The sequence below is a fragment of the Paucidesulfovibrio gracilis DSM 16080 genome (assembly GCF_900167125.1).
Classification (GTDB): Bacteria; Desulfobacterota; Desulfovibrionia; order Desulfovibrionales; family Desulfovibrionaceae; genus Paucidesulfovibrio; species Paucidesulfovibrio gracilis.
Genome location: NZ_FUYC01000008.1, coordinates 31683 through 51150 on the forward strand (window position 1 = coordinate 31683; position 19468 = coordinate 51150).

The 19468-nt window shown below is 55.4% G+C and carries 17 protein-coding genes; 7 read left to right on the forward strand and 10 right to left on the reverse strand.

What is annotated here, in order from left to right; translation table 11 throughout:
* Window positions 1-280: 280 nt before the first annotated feature.
* Window positions 281-1792: a P-loop ATPase, Sll1717 family gene (locus B5D49_RS09320; protein WP_200806788.1), complete on the forward strand. Its 1512-nt coding sequence runs from the start codon at window positions 281-283 to the stop codon at window positions 1790-1792.
* 356 nt (window positions 1793-2148) lie between these two features.
* Here B5D49_RS09320 and B5D49_RS09325 read toward each other — a convergent pair whose 3' ends face one another.
* The 5 genes from B5D49_RS09325 to B5D49_RS09345 form a co-directional block, all read right to left on the reverse strand.
* A complete protein-coding gene (locus tag B5D49_RS09325; protein WP_078717426.1) occupies window positions 2149-2508 on the reverse strand; it encodes a hypothetical protein in 360 nt (119 codons plus the stop codon).
* Window positions 2509-3989: 1481 nt separating this feature from the next.
* Window positions 3990-4490 (reverse strand): bactofilin family protein, encoded by a 501-nt coding sequence (locus B5D49_RS09330; RefSeq protein WP_078717427.1) that lies wholly within the window; start codon window positions 4488-4490, stop codon window positions 3990-3992.
* Window positions 4491-4723: 233 nt separating this feature from the next.
* Window positions 4724-5926 (reverse strand): PhoH family protein, encoded by a 1203-nt coding sequence (locus tag B5D49_RS09335; protein WP_078717428.1) that lies wholly within the window; start codon window positions 5924-5926, stop codon window positions 4724-4726.
* Window positions 5927-6511: 585 nt separating this feature from the next.
* Window positions 6512-6709, reverse strand: coding sequence for a flagellar biosynthesis anti-sigma factor FlgM (locus B5D49_RS09340; protein ID WP_144019364.1), 198 nt, complete (start codon window positions 6707-6709; stop codon window positions 6512-6514).
* A gap of 488 nt (window positions 6710-7197) precedes the next feature.
* A complete protein-coding gene (locus tag B5D49_RS09345) occupies window positions 7198-8268 on the reverse strand; it encodes an OmpA family protein (protein ID WP_159447190.1) in 1071 nt (356 codons plus the stop codon).
* A gap of 154 nt (window positions 8269-8422) precedes the next feature.
* On the opposite strand from B5D49_RS09345, the gene B5D49_RS09350 reads away from it, so the two are divergent.
* Window positions 8423-9445, forward strand: a complete 1023-nt coding sequence (locus B5D49_RS09350; protein ID WP_078717501.1) for an FAD:protein FMN transferase — start codon at window positions 8423-8425, stop codon at window positions 9443-9445.
* A gap of 25 nt (window positions 9446-9470) precedes the next feature.
* Window positions 9471-10031: an OmpH family outer membrane protein gene (locus tag B5D49_RS09355; protein WP_078717431.1), complete on the forward strand. Its 561-nt coding sequence runs from the start codon at window positions 9471-9473 to the stop codon at window positions 10029-10031.
* Window positions 10032-10136: 105 nt separating this feature from the next.
* Here B5D49_RS09355 and B5D49_RS09360 read toward each other — a convergent pair whose 3' ends face one another.
* From B5D49_RS09360 to B5D49_RS09380, 5 genes are all read right to left on the reverse strand, one after another.
* On the reverse strand, window positions 10137-10565 hold the full coding sequence (locus B5D49_RS09360) for an Hpt domain-containing protein (RefSeq protein WP_078717432.1): 429 nt from the start codon (window positions 10563-10565) through the stop codon (window positions 10137-10139).
* Window positions 10566-11136: 571 nt separating this feature from the next.
* The gene (locus B5D49_RS09365; RefSeq protein ID WP_078717433.1) at window positions 11137-12771 is read right to left on the reverse strand and encodes a BCCT family transporter; all 1635 of its coding nucleotides are present in this window, start codon (window positions 12769-12771) and stop codon (window positions 11137-11139) included.
* A gap of 72 nt (window positions 12772-12843) precedes the next feature.
* Window positions 12844-13743, reverse strand: a complete 900-nt coding sequence (locus B5D49_RS09370) for a sugar phosphate isomerase/epimerase family protein (RefSeq protein WP_078717434.1) — start codon at window positions 13741-13743, stop codon at window positions 12844-12846.
* A gap of 155 nt (window positions 13744-13898) precedes the next feature.
* Window positions 13899-15239 carry an MFS transporter gene (locus B5D49_RS09375; protein WP_078717435.1) on the reverse strand — a complete coding sequence of 447 codons (1341 nt, stop codon included), beginning with the start codon at window positions 15237-15239 and terminating at the stop codon, window positions 13899-13901.
* Between the two features lie 851 nt (window positions 15240-16090).
* Complete coding sequence (locus tag B5D49_RS09380) at window positions 16091-17662, reverse strand: flagellar hook protein FlgE (protein WP_078717436.1); 1572 nt, start codon at window positions 17660-17662, stop codon at window positions 16091-16093.
* Between the two features lie 187 nt (window positions 17663-17849).
* Here B5D49_RS09380 and B5D49_RS14875 point away from each other — a divergent pair, with 187 nt between their 5' ends.
* The 4 genes from B5D49_RS14875 (at window position 17850) to B5D49_RS09395 (ending at window position 19320) form a co-directional block, all read left to right on the forward strand.
* Entirely contained in the window at window positions 17850-18011 is a 162-nt protein-coding gene (locus B5D49_RS14875) for a hypothetical protein (RefSeq protein ID WP_159447191.1), read from the forward strand.
* Window positions 18012-18176: 165 nt separating this feature from the next.
* Window positions 18177-18608 carry a hypothetical protein gene (locus B5D49_RS09385; protein ID WP_078717437.1) on the forward strand — a complete coding sequence of 144 codons (432 nt, stop codon included), beginning with the start codon at window positions 18177-18179 and terminating at the stop codon, window positions 18606-18608.
* Entirely contained in the window at window positions 18605-18871 is a 267-nt protein-coding gene (locus tag B5D49_RS09390; RefSeq protein ID WP_078717438.1) for a hypothetical protein, read from the forward strand. The genes B5D49_RS09385 and B5D49_RS09390 overlap by 4 nt, the downstream gene beginning before the upstream one ends.
* Window positions 18871-19320 carry a hypothetical protein gene (locus B5D49_RS09395; protein WP_078717439.1) on the forward strand — a complete coding sequence of 150 codons (450 nt, stop codon included), beginning with the start codon at window positions 18871-18873 and terminating at the stop codon, window positions 19318-19320. The genes B5D49_RS09390 and B5D49_RS09395 overlap by 1 nt, the downstream gene beginning before the upstream one ends.
* The last annotated feature ends 148 nt before the right edge of the window (window positions 19321-19468 follow it).

Genomic DNA, 19468 nt, shown 5'->3' on the forward strand with positions numbered 1-19468 from the left:
TCCGATGCACAAATGAAAGAAATCAAGGTGCTAGTTGATGAAAACAACTTCGGCAAAGAAATATGGGATAGACCGCCAAACATCCTACCTTGTACCCAAGGAGGCCACCTGCCGTTCATCTCACGCCAGGCTCGACTCGCATCGAAAACAAAATCTAAACACATTCTTATTTACAACAGCCACTGCCATAGTGCGCCGTCAACCGTTTACCCATTGTCACAACGCACATCTTTAGATACTACTCAGAAAATTTTATAGCACCAACGTGTCAGGAGTAACAATGTCATCGCCCTTCAAAGATCTTGCCAAACAGGTAAAAAACAAGAAACTGAAAATCCACAATATTTTTTCAGAAGAAAACATCCAACGCCTCTTTGGTCACGAAGCTGCAGAAGATGAAAACACCGACCGATTGAAAGAATACTATTTTAAGAATGACATCTTTGAACAAGTGAGTGCAGACCTCAAGTTGCGAATTCTTGTTGGACATAAGGGCATTGGGAAATCCGCCCTTTTCAAGATTGCTGCGGCTGAAGACTTTGACAATGGCATTTTACCAATTGAAATCAAACCGAACGACGTCTCTGGCATAGCCGAGTCAACTGACCGATTCCTTGAACTTATTAGAGCTTGGAACGAAGGGATACGCGGAATTATTGCGGACAAGGCCATACGCTATTTCACGGAAGAAAGTTCAAAAAAAATGTCAAATAAAATCCCTTCAACTGGGAAATTGCTGACGACAATATCAGACACGTTAAAAGGCATTGCAATCGCAGACAAAGCGAAGATGTCTGTATATGAGAATTTTCAACGCAATAAAAGAATAAATGTATACATTGACGATCTTGACAGAGGTTGGCAGGGAAAAAATGAGGATATAACAAGAATTTCTGCGCTGCTTAATGCAGTAAGAGATATAAGCAATGAGTTAGAAAACGTACATTTTAAAGTATCACTAAGGTCAGATGTATATTATCTTGTCAGAACTTCAGACGAATCAACAGACAAAATCGAAGGTTCGGTTGTTTGGTATACTTGGCATAACACACAAATTCTTGCCTTGCTCGCAAAAAGGGTTGAGACATTCTATGGTCGAGAAATCGCAGAAGAAGACTTAATGTCCTTACACCAAAGCAAAATCGCCCAATACTTGAAGCCGATTATGACGCAGACATTCGACGGCGTCGGGAAATGGAATGGAGCACCGATATATAGAATTCTCATGTCCCTTGTACGAAAACGTCCTCGTGACCTTGTCAAACTGTGTTCTTTGGCTGCAAGACAAGCTCGACTAAATAAACATTCGATTATTCAAACAATAGATTTTCAGGGTATTTTTGAAAACTATTCTCTGGAAAGAATACAAGACATTGACAATGAATTCCGATCAGAACTTCCTGATATCCGGCGCTTGTTATTCGCATTAAAGCCCTCGGTTAAAAAAGCCCGCAAATATTCTGATTCCTACGTATATTCAACAGAGCAAATTGAATCTAAAATCTCAACAGTTGCAGCAGAATCGCCCTTCTTTTTTTCGAAAAAGCCGGATCGACCTGCAACTGCTAATGACTTGTTGTTTTTCTTATACAAAATCAATTTTTTGACCGCTCGCAGAGTCAACAAAGACGATGTTACCGTCAGAAAAACTTTTGAGGAAAACAAATATCTTACTGCAAGCTTTGTCGACTTTGGCTTTGGGTGGGAGGTACATCCTGCATACCGATGGGCACTTGAACCCGATGACGGCACAAGCATTTATCAACGATTAGAATTGATCGATTTCGAATAAAGAGGCGACCCTACCTCCTCCCCTTGCGTTTGGTCCAAATTTGGACCATTTTGACTGAAATTCGACGTTTCCCGGCATGGTAAACAACGGATTATTTCGTTGATAAAATGTTGAAATATCTGGCTAATCAAAACAAATGTGCGGCAGTGATGTGACGGGCAGGTTCGACTCCTGTAGTTTTTCTCGGCCTGTCACACAGATTAGTCACTGATCAGTCGTGAATTTGGTTGTCCTGCTTTTTTTGAGGAAAAGCGCATGAGCTCTAGCTTCCCTAGTGGCAACAGAAATCTCATTAGGGGCAGAATGCAAAAAAGAAAGGCTCGCAGATTCAACTACGAGCCTTCCCATGAAATTGGCTATTGAGTTCGCATTCTCAAAATTGCTTCAAGAGCTTTTCGCTTTCCTTCAGTTTTTGCTTCTTCAACATACTGATCAACTTGGATCGGAGCAAAATCCCGCCTTTTGAGATCAAGAGCCATCTGGACAAGCTGATCATTGCAATCCTTGGAACTCGCATCAACTATGAGCTTGGGATCAATTTTCCCATCATCCAAGTCGAGGCTCTTCTGAACAATGCACTTCGCATAGCTGTGTTTAATCTGCTCAACCTTATCAATCTCATTCTGATTCATGGTTGAGATTTGTCGGTACGATCCACCACAAGCGTAAAGGGAGAGCAGCATGAACAAGGAACAAGCGATAGCAAGAATTCGCATTATGACTCCATATAAATAACAGGGTTAACAACATGATATAACAATTGGTATCTGCTATCAAAATATGAAGAAGCTTTCAATTGTTTAGTCACAAAAACAGCCTCATGTCGTACCGATGGTATAGCCACCGAGGAGGGGCAGTCGTCCATCATTCAGAAAGGCACTTGAAAAGCGGACGATTTTTGGTCATTCTGGCAATGACGATACAAGCAGAGGACAGGTAAAATCGTCAATTATCACGAAGCGATAGACTGTCACCAAGTCCCCCATGACGACAGGTTCCTGTACACTTTCGCCAAAAAGAAAAGTCACCCTCTGAGGTAATCGGAGGGTGGCTTCAATTTTTAGTAAGATTTTTTTCGTATCGAGTCCCTTGCTTTTGCTACAGCAACTTGCTGCAGCAGAGCGAGCAGTTGCTGCGGTGACTTGCTGAAAAACAGACTGTAGGACGCTTTTCAAATACTATGTAACCATCCGGAATCAGAGTCGAAACATAGGAAGCCATCTAGAAAGCGTGTGTGGCTTCACGGCCACCGGAGGTTCAAATCCTCTCCTCTCCGCCAGCACCCCTAGATTTGAAGGGGAGAGATCAAATACACTCCCCGCCACCTCTAGGCATCCCCTTGCAATCAAACGTACATCAACCGCGTAGATCAAAACCTGACGAAGTGGATTTGGCTGTCGATGGGATCTGCCGACAGCAGTCTGGTATACTAGCTGATTCTGTATGAACGGGGCTAAGGTTCCGCGCTTCTTGAGCATTTGACCTGGAATCATTTCCTCGCTGCAAAACCGAACCATTCCCCGGCAGGATGTGCATATCCGTGCAAGCCTTGAGTCCCAAGCGTTTTGCACGCTTGTGCAAAGTGCAAACGCCCTGTTTGCACAAAAGGGTGCACGTTGGTTCACAACACGCAGGGGAAAAATCTCTATGAAAGCACTCTGTTTTTTGCAACAGTCTGCTTTACATGAATAAATATATTATTGGCACAGGTGATGCTACATTCCACGCAGGAAGCACGTCCCGCAGAAAAATAAAAACGGTTGAAGTGGGTGCGGGGCGGAGCATTTCCTGTCCATTACTCCCTCCTTTTTTGGGCAGGGGCCGGGTTCTCCGGCCCCTCATATTTCGGGCCCCGCAGCGGGCCGGGTTCGTACCCTCCCGACGCGCGAACCCTGCCAAGCGGCCCCCTCCCTCCCCGCGGCTGCGGGTCCGGCTCCCCCTCAGGAGCATATGAAAACCCCCTGCTTCCAATAACGGAAGCAGGGGCTCTCATTTTTCAACCTGAGAATCCGCAAAGGGCAGGTCGAATTACAAACCACAAGAACAGGCTCCACCGACCCGAGGAACGACCAACGATACCGGCCCCGCCCGGAAGCGGGTGTAAAAAACAGAAAAAGTTCAATGCTGAGGGCGTATTTTCCCACGAGCAGTGAACTTTTTCTGACGTCGATGCAGGACGTCGTTCAGGAGCACCCCGTCAGCCCATTTCGATTTTTTCCACGTCCGTTTTTTCGTCTTTGGGTTCTTCCTCACCAAAAGCCACGGCATCAGCGTCAGCACCCGGCAGGGACGATTTCATGGTAGCGTCCACCGCTGTCAGGGTCGAGGAGCCACTGCCGTGCATTTCCACATCGCCCTCAATGGTGGCGCCCTCTTCCACAACCAGCGCCTTGGTGTGCAGGCTGCCCTCGAGAACCGCGTGCTTTTGCAGCACGACTCTCTCCTCGGCGGTTACATTTCCGTAAATCTGCCCGTTGGAGATCAGACCACCGATGTTGATATCGCCGCGAATCACCGCGTCCTTGCCAAGAACCAACGTTCCTTCGGAGGCGATTTCCCCGTTGAAAATGCCGTCGATACGGACCGTACCCACAAAATCCAGACTACCGCTGTATTCCGTGCCGGCACCAAGAAACGCGTTCAGTTCACTGCCAGAACGATCCCCTGTACCAGACAATTTTTTCCGGAAAAAACCCATGCGCAAAACTCCTTTCGCTCCCCAGGCGGATCGTGCCCCGCACTGTAGAAATTCCGAATCTCCTATACGTTGAATCCATCCAAAAACCAAGACTTTTCTTGATCTGATGCGGTTTTCAAAGGAAGGGAGCAAACCACAGAAGGGTGGAGCACAATGCAAAAAACATCACAGCATCGCCGACGCCAATGCAAATGGCGCGGATGCATCAACAAAACTTATAGAATTCCAATGGTCTACAACTTGCTTTTGATAACCATATCTGTAATAGGACCGCGGGAGCGTTCTCCTTTGAGCACAATGTGCGCATAATTCTGGAATCCTTTGAATTTGCGCACTACCCAGTTCAGCCCGTTATTGGATTCATTAAGGTAGGGATGATCCACCTGGCGGGTATCCCCCAGGCACACGCATTTGACTCCTTCGCCCATGCGCGTGAGCAGGGCGCGGGTTTCGTTGCGTGAAAGGTTCTGCATCTCATCCACGATGACCACGGCATTTTCAATGTTCATGCCTCGAATGTAGGCAATGGGCTGCACCTCAAACCGCTTGGGATTCAGGCGCAGATTGTCTGCAGACGGATCCAAAAACAATCGGTTGGCCGGGCGAAGGTCATGCAGCTTGAGCAACAGGTCGTGCACGTAGCGCACATAGGGCAGCATTTTTTCTTCCACATCTCCCGGCAGGTACCCGAGCTTGGACCCGATCTCCACCACGGGTTTGACCAGGTAAATTTTGCGGTGCGGATTATCTTTTTTCTCCAGAGCCAGCAGCAGGGCCACGGCCAGGGAAAGAAAGGTCTTGCCGTATCCGGCCTCGGACTGAATGGATACCAAATCTATTTTGGGGTTGAGCAGCAGTTCCAGAGCCAAATTCTGATACACGTTGCGGGGCCGTACCCCCCAGGCTTCATGCTGGAAGGCCATGGCCTTCGGCCCATCCGGACCATGGAATACCGGAGTGCCGGAATCCCAGGTAAAACAATTCGGGACGTGCTCGTCCCCTTCGTCCACAAAGCCGGTGTAGCGCTGGGACGCGGACCGAAACGGATCGGAATCGCGATATTCCTCGCAAGGTATGCCATGGACCCGGGCTTTGAGCTGCAAAATCCGATCATTGGTAATCAAAATGGGCGCATCCAACAGCCCGCCCTGGCTGGCATGCCCTATTTCCCGCAAAATGCGGTCATCATAGCACTCCTCCACAAGCGAATGCGCGAACTCCGGGTCCATGACGCGCACTTTTTCATCCTGTAGCAGGGTACGCACGGCCTGACTGACCACATGCCCCACACGGGCATCCTTTTTCAGCTTGTCCAGCTCGCGCAACACAGTATAGGGAACATGAATTTGATTTTCCTGTCCATTTCGCAGAGCGGCAATGCACTTGGGATTTTCGATCAGCACATTGGTATCAAGGACAAAGCGTTTTTCCGCCATGATTTGGCTCCCTGGCTGGGGGTTGGCCGATCGCCGGCAATCCGGACACCGGTGGGTCACCATGACTCACAACTTTCTCTAGAGATTTTCAAGCAAAGGCATCGCTCCTGTTTTCTGGATCTACAGTTACTCTAGACCTAGCATGAAACAACCAGCTCCGAAAAGTGAAATCCAGGTGACAGCGCTGTTGTGCGATGCACCCCGATGGGGGAGCGGCGACAGAGGCTCTGCACGTGGGCTGAAAAGATGGGAGATCAGATCGGAAGGTTTTTGCCCGGTCGTTTGGATCGTTCAAAAAGAAAGGAGCGAAACGGACCGTTGAAAAATCAATACCCCAGGCTGTTCATAACAGTACGGGAGCAAGGCGCGAGGAACCATCCAGGCCCAGGCGTATTCCCTGCGAGGATTTGATGTTTTTGAAGCAACGCAGCAATCGTGCGTTTTCAACAACCTGCCAAGGGTGCGGGTCGGAGCCTTGTCCCTCCCTGGAAGATATATCCCTCAGGCACTGGCGGTGTCCTGAACGCGGCACGTTCGGCGGGCCGGGCAAAAGCCCAGAAAAGGTATGACGAAGATTGAGCGGATTCAGCTCATGGGGTCCATGGCAGCGGCGAGCTGCATGGCAATGTCCTTGATGTCGGCACAGTAGGTTCCGGCGCGGATCTGCTCCTTGAGGCGTCGGAGCTTTTCCGCACGCTCGTACTCGCTTTGCCCATGGCTGCGGGCTTCACCCTTTTGCCGTTGGGCGCGACGATACGCCTCCATGTCGATCCGATCCTGCATGCCTTCTCCCCGTGGCGAACCTTTCTGACGCGTATGAGCGTTGAACGCGGAGTACCATCCGTATGTTCGGCGACGTTGCATGTACCTGCTTCCACAGAGGGCGACATGGAGCGCACGGCGGCGCTTGCCGTCACAAGCTGGCGGAGGCGGTGCTCGCCTCCATCCGGCCTTCCTTCCTTGGAATCCGAAACGACGTCCCTTTCGCTCGTTTCCGGCAGTGCGGTTTCCCGTCCGCCGTTGGTTTTCTTATCGGACTCCGGCCGCAGATAATTAGGGTATGGACCATATTTTTTGTAACTGAAAATCAAGAAGTTATCGGTGTTGTTCCAGAACTTCCCCAACCTGTCGTGAACATGGAACAACTCATATACCGCCCGCCAGGAGCGCCCAAAAACGACACCGATGAGGTCCGTGGACCCTGCTGGTCCACAAAAAAGGCGCGCCCCGGTGGTCCGAAGCGCGCCGACAGTATGGCCATCAATGACAACTTATTTCACTTCCACGAACCACCCCGTCACAAACACCGTCACGCGGCGGTTTCGCTGTCGGGCTTCCGCGGTGGTGCTTTCCTGCGCCGGGAAGTTCTCCCCGTAGCCCACGGCCTCCAGACGCCCGGGAGCCACGTTGAATTGCTGCATCAAATGCTTTTTCACAGCCTGCGCCCGGCGGGTGGAAAGCCGGATATTGGAGGTATAGGAACCAACATCGTCGGTGTAGCCCACGATCATGGCCGTGCTTTCGGGATAGCGTTGCAACAGTTCGCCCAGCTTGGCCACTTCGTCATGAAATTCCTGTCGGATCTCCGCGCTGTTGGTGTCAAACTCCAGATAGAGATCCATACGCACGGTGTGAAATTCCCGTTTGGACACGGGTGGCGCCGGGGGCGCGGGTTCGGGCTTCATGGTCCAGAGGGTGTCGCGGACAAAGGCATCCAACGCAGCCTGGTCCGCCAACAGATCCGAAGCCCGGGCCATTACGCTACAATCGCTCAGCCCGGCCAGTTCATTGATGGTGGTCTGCTCTCGCTCGGAATTTGCAAAGCTGACCACATGCAGGCAAACGTCATAGTTGGCAAACAGCTGCTCGGCCACAGGCAAGGGGTGCTCCCCCTCATTCTGGCCGCCGTCCGTGAACAAAATCACGGCCGTGGGTCCGGGCACCTCGGCTATGGGCCAGGCCAGGTCATACAACCCCTGGCCAAGGGGCGTACGGTTGCCGAACATGGGTACCGTGCTCGGCAGATCCGCCACAGCTTGCGTTATGTTCCCCAGCTCCTGCGGCTCAAGGCCACGCAATTCCTTAAACGGAGCAAAGCGATACAGCGCGCTCTTGTACCCTAAATCAGGCATGGCCCGCACCATGCGGTCCAGCAACACTTTTGCCGCAGCCAGGTCCGACATGCCGTCGCCGTGATATTCCGACATCATGGAACCGGACGTGTCCACGCAGAAAAAAACATTGTCCGCCTTGCGAACCATGATTTCACCGGCAGCCGCCCCGGTCGCCCAGACCATCGCCGTCAACAGCAGCACAACGGTTACGAAACGTATGTTTCTCATGGCATCCTCCCTGGATTTGCCTATCATTCTATTATGTACGCCCAAGAGCGTCAGGTCAACAGGATAGGAAGCACCCACTCTTCCACCTCCTCATGTCTGGACAAGGCCCGGCGGTTTCTTTACCCTGATTGGCCTTCAACCAGAGGAGGAATCCATGCCCCAAAACGGAACCAGCCGCCGAACGTTTCTCAAAGCCGGAACAGCCCTGACGCTGCTGGCTGCGGGCGGTCTTTCCGGGTTGGTCCGCCCGGCACGGGCGGAAACGCCCTGCGTGAGCCAAACACGCGCCCTCATGGGAACCTTTGTGACCGTGAGCGTGGCGCACGAGTCCCGCAACTTTGCGCAGGACGCCGTTGGCCGTGCTTTTGAGCATATGCAGGAGCTGATCCCTGTGTTCAACAGGTTTGACACGGCATCGCCCCTCTCCGTGCTCAACGACCAGCGCGTTCTGCGCGGGGCGCCGCCGGAGTTGACCCAACTGCTGGAACAGGCGCGGGAATACCACGCCCTCACCGGCGGCACGTTCAACCCCGCGGTCAAACCCGTGCTCGACCTCATGGCCGAAACAGCCCGACGCAATCCGGACGTTCCCCTAAACAAAGAGGAACTGCGGCAACGTCTGGCTTTGGTGGACCTGGACGCCCTGCGTTCCAATGCCCGTTCCCTGGTCCTGGAGCGGCAAGGCATGGGCCTGACCTTGGACGGACTCGCCAAGGGACGCATCGTGGATGCGGCATCCGAAACATTGCGCTCTTTGGGCGCGCACGATCACCTGGTGGACGCGGGTGGAGATATCCGCGTTTCCGGCGGTCGCACGGCCCGGCGTCCCTGGGTCGTGGCCGTTCAAAATCCCAAGGGGGGGGAGTATCCGGATGTGATCCGCCTGCGCGACGGCGCTGTGGCCACTTCCGGAGCCTATGAAGTCTGGTTCGGCGACAACCGCCTCGCGCACCACATTGTGGATCCGCGCACGGGCCGTTCACCCCGAACCCTTTCCAGCGCCACGGTTCGCGCCGCCAGCGTGGCCGAGGCCGACGCCCTTTCCACTGCCCTGTTCGTGGCTTCGCCGCGGCAGGGGCTGGCGCTCATCGACTCCCTGCCCGGGGTCGAAGCCCTGCTGCTCTCGGCCCAAGGCTCCCGCCTGGCCTCCCGCGGCTGGGATCGACTCCATTCCTGAACCTGAAACACAACGGAGAATTTCCATGCTTCGCAAACTTCTTCTGCTTCCTCTACTGGCCCTGACCCTGCTGGTCGGCTGCAATCAGGAATCCGGCGGCACGGCCGTGGTGGACCTGGCCCGCGTGCAGCAAGAAAGCCAGCTGGTGCAACGTATTCAGGCCCATCTCGGTGCCATGAACCAAAGCCTCATGGCCGAGGCCATGCAAGCGGATCAAGCCCGCAAGGATGCGCCCGGCGAAGAGACCGACAAGGCCTTTAACGAGACCATGACCCGCCTGCAGGAAAAAATGTATGCCGAACAAGAGCGCCTGGGCGGTTTTCTGGGTGACGAGCTGAAACGGATTATGGAAGAGTATCGTGCGGAAAAGGGGCTGGACGCGTTGCTGCTCAAGGAAGCCGTGGCCAGCATGGATCCCTCCCTGGACGTGACCGATGAGATCCTGAGCCGTTTGGATGCGCTTGATCCCGGACTGGAAACCCCGCAGGCCCAGCCCGAGATGGAAGCCGCTCCCGAAGCCGAAGCCCAGGACCAAGCCCCGGTCCCGGCGGAAGAGCAGCCCGAGGAAGCCGAAGCCCAGGAGTAGCTTCGACGTTCCCGGCCTGTTTGGGCCACAAAAAAACCCGCATTGCTGCGGGTTTTTTTGTGGCCCATGGCGATAACCACGCACCGGAACAACGCACGCTCGGCATCAATTCGTTGCCAAATACTCTCTGGCTTGAACCAGCACCCGTTCCAAATCGTGTTGAAATGTCGAAAACAGCGTGCGTATTTTGTCCATATCCCCGTCCCGGCCTGCCATCTCCAGTTCCAGCGCCTGCTGCTCCAGGCCGTTCACCCGGATGACGCTGGACATGCCTTTCAGGGAGTGGGCCGCCGTGACCACGCCGCCCGGTTCATCATTCTCCACACTGCTTGTGAGCGCTGCCAGACGAATGGGAGCATCTTCCACATATGCCTGCAACAATTCACAAAGCAGCTCCCGGTCATACTCCAGATTCTGCATCAACGCGTCGGGATCAAAATCCACCCGTTGCCCCATATTCAGCCCCCTCGACCGACTTTCGGGTTCGTGTTCCTTGGTTCCGCCCCGGACGGCCGCAGTACTGCTTTTTTGCATGTTCCGTGTACCGCGATTGCTGAAACGTCCGTTCGGCGGCAGAGGGAAACACCGTTATCGACCTTTACGTTCATCTTGTACCACGCCGGTCGGAAAGTGCAACTCTTGAGAAACGACTTTTCAAGCAATGGGACGGTTCCAGGCCGCAACGGCACCGTAGCGTCGCGTTTTGAACAGATGCGTCCGTATTTTTCCTTTACCGCCGCATACGCCTTCTCATGGCGCAATAAGAGGCATGCGAGGAAAGGCACAATCGACATTCCCGCCAATGCATCTTCCGCAACACAACGCCATGGACAAAGGAATTTTTGGGGCGCACGCCGTTGCAAGACGTTTTCAGAAACAAGAGCGCGGCCTTGTACCGCCATGGAAAGAGACCCGCGAATCGTATTCTTTTTCTTGTAGCGCGAAAGCCACGCCGGAATCGGCATGGTATAGGGGTAGAGGGCTGCTTTGCAACGTCCCGATCAGGCCACATGCCGAAGGGAAACGTTTTCGTTCTTCTTTCGGAAAGTACGGGCCGCGGCAAGGCAGCCCGTACATATATTCATGCGTCAGACGTTCAACTCCATCAGCCGGTCTTTCCCAGGGTAATCACGGGTTCGGCAACCGCGACCTTTTGTTCGGCCTCGGCCTGCCGCTTGCGATTGCGTATCCGCCGTTCGCGGAAGGCTTTCATCAGCCCGAACATGGAGATCAATTCAATAACCAGAATGGGAAGCCCGGTTACGATACTGGTGGTCTGGAGCGCCGTTGTGGCGGCCACTCCCGCAATGAGCAGGAACAAGATGGCCATGGAACCCACCAGGAACGCCCAAAACAGTTTCATACCTGCCGGGGGTTCGCCATTGGCGGTCTTCACCTTGCGGGTGCAGATTTCCGCAATGGCCGAAACGCCCGAGTCCACCAGCGTGATCAGGGAGATGGCCACGACGATCAGAGCCAGAGGAAGGGTCAACGCCGACAGGGGATAGCCCTTCAGGAACTCGTAGATGGTGTATTCCACGCCCTTGGTATTGATCACGGACCAAAGCGTGCCCCCGGTTTCCATGTCCATGGCAATGGCGCCGCCGCCGTACAGGATGATCCACATGACACTGAACGTGGCCGGCGCCAGCACGTTCACGGTCAGGAATTCACGAATGGTCCGGCCATAGGCGATTTTTGCCAGGAACACCCCGAGAATGGGGGCAAAGGTCAACCACCAGGCCCAGAAGAACACCGTCCAGGAGCCGACCCAGTTGTTGCCCTCCTGAAAACTGTCGGTCCAGAGGGAAATCTTGAGCAGATCGCCCAGGAATCCTCCGAAACTTTCCGTACCCAGATTCAGGAAATACGTTGTGGGACCAGTGAGGAAAATAAACACCAGCAGGAAGATGAAGAGCTTGGCGTTGTGACTGCTGAAAAACCGGATGCCCTTTTGCAGGCCGGTATAGCTGGAAAAGGCAAACAGCAGCGTCAATCCGCAGACCACAACCACAAACATGGCGTCGCTCTGCGGCACTCCCAGCAAATACTCCATCCCACCGGTGATTTGCAGCGTACCGAACCCGGTGGACGTGATCACGCAGCCGACCGTGGCAAAGATGCACAGCGCGTCGATGAACTGCCCGAACCGCCCCTGGAGCCGCGTTCCGAAGATGGGATACAGGGCCGTACTGGCCTTGAGCGGCTGTTTGAGTTCGTAATGGCTATAGGCAATGGCCAGTCCGAAAACCGAGAAAATGGCATAGGGGTGGAAGGACCAGTGCAGGATGGATATCTTCATGGAATCCAATGCCGCGCCCGTGCTTTCCGGAGTCCCTCCATAGAGGCTCGGCGGATTGTGGAAGTGGTAAAGCGGCTCAGCCACCCCCCAGAACACAATTCCGGAGCCGATTCCAGCACATAGGGCAATGGCCCACCAGTTCCAATAGGACAATATGGGTTTGGCCTTTTCCCCCCCGAGCTTCACGTCCCCAATGGGCGAGAACGCGACAAAGGCCACAAAAACAAAGAATAAAAACACAAAAAGACAATACATCCAGCCGAATTGTCCCACGGCAAAAGCCAGGGCGGCATTGGCACCATTCAGGAATCCCTCGCTATCCACGATGCCCATGACCAGAAGACCAATGACCAGCAGCGCCGGAGGCCAGAAAACTCCCTGTCGCACGTTGCTGAAAAGTCCGCTTTTGCCGCCCGTATATCCACTATGACTATCCATAAACCCACTCCTTGTTACATTCCCTCAGGAGAAAGGGGGACCGCACCGCTTGCCGTCCCCCTTTATTGTTGTTTACCGACCGATCTTCAGCACTTCACGTGCGTACTTGATGCTGCGGATGCAGGCATCCAACTGCTTTTTCCGGGCTTCTTCCAACGAATCATTTTCCATGTCCCACTCGATCTCAAACGTGATGCGATCGGTAGGCGAATTTTCAATGATGGTGTTCAGGGTTTTAAAGCAATCAATGTCGCCGTCGCCCAGGGCCACACCGTGGAAGCGGATGCCGAACTGGTCGCGATCCAGCTTATGGTCGCAGAAGTGGTTGCTGAAGGCGTAGGGAGCCAGCACTTCCGTGGCGTATTCGGGATTTTCCAGCACGCCCATGGAGTTGACGGTGTCCACGCAGGCACCGACCAGCGGGTGGTTCACACGATTGATCAGCCAGAGCACTTCGTCGGCAAAGGTTTCGGTGTGGTTTTCCAGGGCAAGGCGAACGCCGGTCTCTTCCAGCTTGGGCAGCACTTCCATGACCTCGTCATAGACGTTGCAGAGCTGGCGCATGACCTGCGGGTGGAAGCAGCTTCCGTACAACGGGCGGGGACGCCGAATATCCAGGCTGATTTTGGCCAGGTCGGATCCCAGGCCGCTGGCGATACGCACGCCTTCGGCAATGGTGTCGGTGAGGCGGGAGTCGAACTCCTCATCCAGAGAGAAGTTGTACTCCAGGTACAACCCGCGTTTTTCCGCTTCCTTGCGTACTTCGGCCAGGCGGGCGTCATCCTTGCTCTCCAGGTCGCATCCCGTGATGTGCAGCCCATCCAAACCCCACTCCACCGCGTTGTCCATGAGCTGGAACAGGTTCATTTCCTTGGGACGCGGGTCCGCCTGGATACCCCAGTTCTGGCCGAGACCCCAGAGATGCAGTGTGTAGGAATGCAAACCGAGCTTCAGATCTTTTCTTTCAGCCATGACAATCTCCAATTGATTAGTTGGTTGATAGTTAATATTCTATATGCCTGTTTGGTTGTCCGCTTTCCGGGGCAAAGGTTGTGCGGAACCGCGCCCCCGCGTTCACGCGGGTGCGACAAGGCACGCGAAATGCCGCCGGGTACGGTGACCGGCTTCTAGACGGTTTGTGGTTGTGCTTCGGCCGTGGCGCTACGGCGCTTTGGCCGGGATGTTTCCGGTGCCCACATCTGGCAGATGATGCCGCTGAAGAGCGTGACTCCGGCACAGCCCGCCAGGGCCGCGTACACACCGAAGTGCTCCACAATGATCGGCAACAGGAACGTTCCCGAGGCCGCTCCCAGGCGGCTGATGGCCACGGACAGGCCAACGCCTGATCCGCGCACTTCGGTGGGAAACAGCTCCGAGGGGTAGGAAAACTCGATGACGATGGCCACGGCCAGCGCCAGGGAGAGAGCCAGAATGAACAGCAGGCCTACGTAGCCGGGCATGGAGCGCCACAGGAACATGACTGCGAGAATCCCGGTAATTACGTAGAAGGTGGATGTGAGGTAGGCGCGTCTGCCGATGCGATCCGCCAGCCAATAGGTGCCGAAAAGCACTCCCACCATGGTGCAGACGTTGTAGAGCACGCCCGAGAAGTACGGGCTGTCGATGTGCAGGCTCGTCATGACCTGCGGCAGGAACAGGCTCACCGCATAGAACGGCAGCACCTGCCCGGCAAAGAATACTCCGCCCACCACGGTATTGCGCCACAATTCCGGGCTGAACAGACGGAGCCAGGAACCCGAGCTTTCCTCTTCCGCTTCCTGCGGGGCAAGGCCGTAGCCGGGTCCGATGTGTTTACGGATCAGTTCCATGGCTTCCCGGATGCGATCGTTCTTGGCCAGCCACGCCGGGGATTCCGGGGTGCCGATGCGGATCAGGAAGGAGGCGCAGGCCGGAATGGCCGCGGAACAAAGGATCATCCGCCAGGACGTGACGCCCATGGTGTTGAGCAGCACGCCGGTGATGTACGAGATCACATAGCCCACCGACCAGGTCACGAGCAGGGTATTCAGCACCCTGGCCCGTTTCTTTTCCGGCACCCATTCCGCCAGCATGGCAATGCCCACGGTGTAGTCCGCGCCGATGCACAGACCGAGCGCAAATCGCAACAACGTGAGGGTCAGGGGATCCGAGGTAAAGAAGGGAGCGATGGACAGCAGCACCATGGCCAGCATCACGTATGTGAAGATCTGCTTTCTGCCGACCCGGTCCGCCACGTAGCCTATACAGAGGCTGCCGAACAGAATGCCGAGCATGGATGCCGCGTTGATGAGACCGAGCCAGAAACTGGTAAGTCCGAGCACTTTGGTGGCGTAGCTCATGGCTATGCCCACGATGCCCAGCATGTACCCGTCCGTAATCTGGCCCAGGAACGCGCCGGAAACAATCTTCCGATGTATGGGCGCGTGGGGGGCGTTTTCGTAGTGTATAATCGATTCCGCTGTCGCCATTATCCTCTCCTTATAATGACCACTTCCATGGTTGTTCTCCGATACGTTCCCGCGCTCACCCTAAGCGCAGGCCGTGATTCAGCAGAGACCTATGGGCGGTTGTATCGCGGCTCTTCTTGCCGCGAATAGGCTCACCTCCATTTGTTTGAACATGGACATCATCAGTTCCCGCCGGAATCCATGCCGCTCGCAAACACGTTAAAGAATGTTCCGTCCCGTTGTTCGCGGCTTGTTGCGCTTCACCTACACCGGCCAAGAGAAAAAGGATTCCCAGGCCGTCTCCCAATAGAATGAAACCGTGCTACGGACATCGTTGTTACGGAAATGATCTATACCACATATCGGTATTTAATACCGATGCGTTGAACATAATCCACCGTTTTGATTCCCGTCAACACGTTTCATTAAATTTTAGTGACGATTTTTATGTATTATTAGCGCATAAATAGAAAAGTATATCGCTGGAAAGCCTTTTCACTTCTTCTCTTACCATCGTTTTGGCACATGTCGTCTGTGCCATTATTTTTTTCTTCGTTTCATATAATGGTACATTGCACGCTTCGCGCAATATCCACATGCACATTTTAAATCTTTTTTCGTGTCACTGTATCGCTTTTTCTATTTCAAAAACCGCAAAATAACCTCTGGCGCGCCGAACAATCGCACCTCACCGGCCCGAATTTTTTTCGGGTCATTGAAGCGCCTGCCCAGAATCCGGAAACACACCACACAGCAAGACGCCCCGGATGCATGGCGCTTCCGGGGCGTCGGTCAACACAAGCTACCTGGCCGGTAAAAACGCAACGCAGCCGTGCGTTTTTCACCAGCCGGGCAAGTGCGCTTGTCTCGCGCTATCGCTTGATGCCGATGGTGGTGTTCAAAATGGAATCCGAGGTGGTGATCACCTTGGTATTGCTTTGGAATCCCCGCTGGGTCACGATCATCTTGGCGAACTGGTCCGCCATGTCCGCGTTGGATGTCTCCAGGGAGTTGCCGTACACGGAACCCCGGCCCTCCTCGCCGGCAAAACCGGCCAGGGCATCTCCGGAATCCGGACTGGCGGAGAACAGATTGCTCCCCTCGCGTCGCAGGCCGTACTCGCTGTTGAATCGGTACAGCCCCACCTGGTACAACTTCTCGCTCTTCCCGTTGCTGAACTGGCCGACCACAAACCCCTTTTCGTCCACATTCAGGGCGCGTAAATACCCTTCGGCATAGCCATCCTGCCGCGCCGCCGATGTCATGGAACCCAGCTCATAGTTGGTCGTGGCCATGGCGTTTTTGCCCGGCGTGGCCATACTGCCCAGATTGGCTACATTCCGCCCTACCTCGGCGGCCGAAGCCGGCATGCCCCCGGCCCAGGATGCCGACGACGTGCTTAGCCCCATGTCCAGGCCGATTTCCTGGGCCTGCGCCCCATTGAACTGGAGGTTGAACGTGGGAACGCCGTCCCCGTTGAACGCGGCCGGTGTCCAGTTGCTGAGCACCGAGGGGTCGCCCCCGGTCAGGGAAAAGGCGCTCTGGCCCGTCAGTTCCCCATACTTGTTAAAGGTCAGCACGCCCGTTCCCACCAGACCGGCACCGGATGTGCCGGCCGCCGCGGAACCGTCCTCAGACGGTGGCATGGTCACCACGTATTCCCAATACTGGTTCGCGGGTGCCGCGTTGCTCACCGTGGCCGTGTCCACCGGGTCGAACCGCACGGTAAGATTATGGGCAGCCCCGTTTTCATCATAGACCTTCAAATTTGTTTCGTACCCTGGAGCCGGGGTCAACGGTTCCTCGTTCAACCCGTTCCAGGCCGAAGCCATGGAGAAAAACGGGTTCGAGGGATCCGTGTGCGCGTCCACAGTGGCGAAATCCAGGTTGGTATTCAGTACGGCAGAGGTGGTGGCCCGCGGTGCGGACACAACTGCGGGAACAGTCTCCCCGTTGACGTCGATTTCCTGGAACGGCAACCGGATGTCTTCCATGCTGCCCACGGCTCCGGTTTCCCTGTCCACGGCCCCGCCCTGCACGCGGTACCCCTGGGGAGTGAGCAGGTAGCCCTGCTTATCAAAGCGGAACACACCGGAACGCGTAAAATATTGATTGCCGTCCTCGGGATTCACCACACCAAAAAATCCATGCCCGGCCACCGCCATATCCGTGGCTGTGTTGGAAGGCTCAAAGGATCCCTGGATGAAACTGGTACGCACCTCGGCAACGCCCACGCCCATGCCCTTTTGCGAGATATGCACCGCGCTTTCGCCCCGCCGGTTGGATCCACAGGCCATCTGCTCGCTGATGAGCGTCTGAAAATGGGTTTCCGCTCGTTTATACCCGGAGGTATTCACGTTCGCGAGGTTGTTGCCGATCACGGCCATCCGCTGGCCGTGACTGATCAACCCCGTGGATCCGATGAAGAGCGATGAAAATGCCATGACGACTCCTTCCGTTCCTTTCAACCGGGGGCAACGCAGCCACCGGCAAAAAATTCCCCACCGGGAAGAAAGCAACGGACGTGCCAAAACCATAGCCCCCGTTGACACAACACTCAGGCGCAGGTAGTGGGCGTGTCATGGGTTCCCGCCCGATAACGCGGACACATGAAGCAACGGGGGTTCGTTCATGAAACATCTTTTTACCCGCTATGATGCGCTGGCCCTGGCCGTGGTTCTCGCGGTGGCGCTTTTTTGCCTGCGCTACTCCCAGGCCGTGGAGCAGGCACCGGGCAGCCCGCTGGGCCACATGATGGACAATTTTCTGCGGCTGTCGAGGCTCATAGGCTGAGCGTTTGCTCCGGCTCCCTCAACACGGTCCGCCTTTTCCACCATCCTTGTCCTCCAGCCCTGTCAAGGGGGCTTTTTCATCCTTTTGCCGCACGTTGTGCTTCCGTTTTCATCCTGCGCCTTTTTCCCGGGCTAGGATGCGGCAAACACAACAAGGAGGACGACTATGGCAATTCCTATCGTGGGTGCGGTGGCCGGGCTGCTTTCCCTGGTGGTGGACGGAGTGCGCGAGCACTTGCGCGGCCGACGGGAAATCCGGCGCGCCGTGGTCAAAAACAAGGTCCGGCTGGCCCAGTCCAGTCAGGAGTTCAACCAGGCCTGGGAGATGAAGCAGCTTGAAAACGCAGGCTGGAAAGACGACGTGCTGTTCTACGCCTGGCTCGCGTTTTTCATCTGGTCCGGTTTCGATCCCCAGGGTGCGGACCAGGTGCTCCAGGCCTGGAGCAATCTTCCCGAATGGTTTCTCCAGGTCACGTTTTGGATTGTGGCCGCGGTGCTCGGGGTTAAAAAAATCGGCGACTACCTGCCCGCCACGGTGCGCGGCGTGCGTCGCGCCCTGGCCCGGGAATCCCGATCCGATTCCGGGGGTCCGGCATGAGCGGCGCATCCTGGCAACTGGACCGGCGCATCAACCTGGCCACACTGGTATCCCTCGGCTCCTGCCTGCTCATGGCCCTGGCCGCCGGTGCCGGGCTTGGAGCACGGTTGCAGGTCATGGAGGAAAAACTCTGCACCCTGGAGGAACGGGTTCACGAAACCCGGCGCACCGCAGTGAAGGTGGAACGCATTGAGGAGCGGGTCGCGGGCATCCAGGAAATGCTGGTGGACATCCGCTCGGAACTGCGGCGGAGGCGTGGATAATGGCCCGCCCACCCGCCTGGACCCGCCAGCGACGCGCCGCGTTTTTGGAGGCATTGGCCCTGCGGGGCAACGTGACCTGGGCCGCGCACCAGGCAGGCATTTCCCGCAGCCGTCTGTATAAACTGCGTAAAACGGATCCGGAGCTGGCAAAGGAATGGGACGAAGCCCTGGCCGAAAGCGCGGACCTGCTCGAAGCCGAGGCCGTGCGGCGCGCCGTGGAAGGAACCGAGGAGCCGTATTTCTACCAGGGAGAACAGCGCGGGGCCGCACGAAAATATTCGGACCAACTGCTGATGTTCCTGCTCAAGGAGCGCCGGGGCGAGGCCACCAACAAGGAAAGCCCTTCCGCACCCGTGATTTTTGAGCTGCACCTTGGGCCACCCGAGTCTGAAAACGGCCCTGCGGCCACCGAAGCGCCTCCCGACACGGAAGATGATGCCGGGGCGTGATTTCACCGCCGCCCCCATCCACCTGCCCGCTTTGCATCATGGCGGATACCGCGACCATGCGCCCGCCTTTCCTCCCCCTGTCAACAGGGAATTTCCTTTCCAATTTCGCCCGTACAGCAGGTCATTTCATCCCCTGCCGCAAGCCGGG

Coding starts and splice junctions, on each gene's coding strand:
- B5D49_RS09325 (WP_078717426.1), bottom strand. CDS start 2,508: ATGCGAATTCTTGCTATCGCTTGTTCCTTGTTCATGCTGCTCTCCCTT.
- B5D49_RS09380 (WP_078717436.1), bottom strand. CDS start 17,662: ATGGCATTTTCATCGCTCTTCATCGGATCCACGGGGTTGATCAGTCAC.
- B5D49_RS09340 (WP_144019364.1), bottom strand. CDS start 6,709: ATGCAGGATCGGATCGACATGGAGGCGTATCGTCGCGCCCAACGGCAA.
- B5D49_RS09345 (WP_159447190.1), bottom strand. CDS start 8,268: ATGAGAAACATACGTTTCGTAACCGTTGTGCTGCTGTTGACGGCGATG.
- B5D49_RS09390 (WP_078717438.1), top strand. CDS start 18,605: ATGAGCGGCGCATCCTGGCAACTGGACCGGCGCATCAACCTGGCCACA.
- B5D49_RS09330 (WP_078717427.1), bottom strand. CDS start 4,490: ATGGGTTTTTTCCGGAAAAAATTGTCTGGTACAGGGGATCGTTCTGGC.
- B5D49_RS14875 (WP_159447191.1), top strand. CDS start 17,850: ATGAAACATCTTTTTACCCGCTATGATGCGCTGGCCCTGGCCGTGGTT.
- B5D49_RS09375 (WP_078717435.1), bottom strand. CDS start 15,239: ATGGCGACAGCGGAATCGATTATACACTACGAAAACGCCCCCCACGCG.
- B5D49_RS09350 (WP_078717501.1), top strand. CDS start 8,423: ATGCCCCAAAACGGAACCAGCCGCCGAACGTTTCTCAAAGCCGGAACA.
- B5D49_RS09370 (WP_078717434.1), bottom strand. CDS start 13,743: ATGGCTGAAAGAAAAGATCTGAAGCTCGGTTTGCATTCCTACACACTG.
- B5D49_RS09385 (WP_078717437.1), top strand. CDS start 18,177: ATGGCAATTCCTATCGTGGGTGCGGTGGCCGGGCTGCTTTCCCTGGTG.
- B5D49_RS09360 (WP_078717432.1), bottom strand. CDS start 10,565: ATGCAAAAAAGCAGTACTGCGGCCGTCCGGGGCGGAACCAAGGAACAC.
- B5D49_RS09355 (WP_078717431.1), top strand. CDS start 9,471: ATGCTTCGCAAACTTCTTCTGCTTCCTCTACTGGCCCTGACCCTGCTG.
- B5D49_RS09365 (WP_078717433.1), bottom strand. CDS start 12,771: ATGGATAGTCATAGTGGATATACGGGCGGCAAAAGCGGACTTTTCAGC.
- B5D49_RS09335 (WP_078717428.1), bottom strand. CDS start 5,926: ATGGCGGAAAAACGCTTTGTCCTTGATACCAATGTGCTGATCGAAAAT.
- B5D49_RS09320 (WP_200806788.1), top strand. CDS start 281: ATGTCATCGCCCTTCAAAGATCTTGCCAAACAGGTAAAAAACAAGAAA.
- B5D49_RS09395 (WP_078717439.1), top strand. CDS start 18,871: ATGGCCCGCCCACCCGCCTGGACCCGCCAGCGACGCGCCGCGTTTTTG.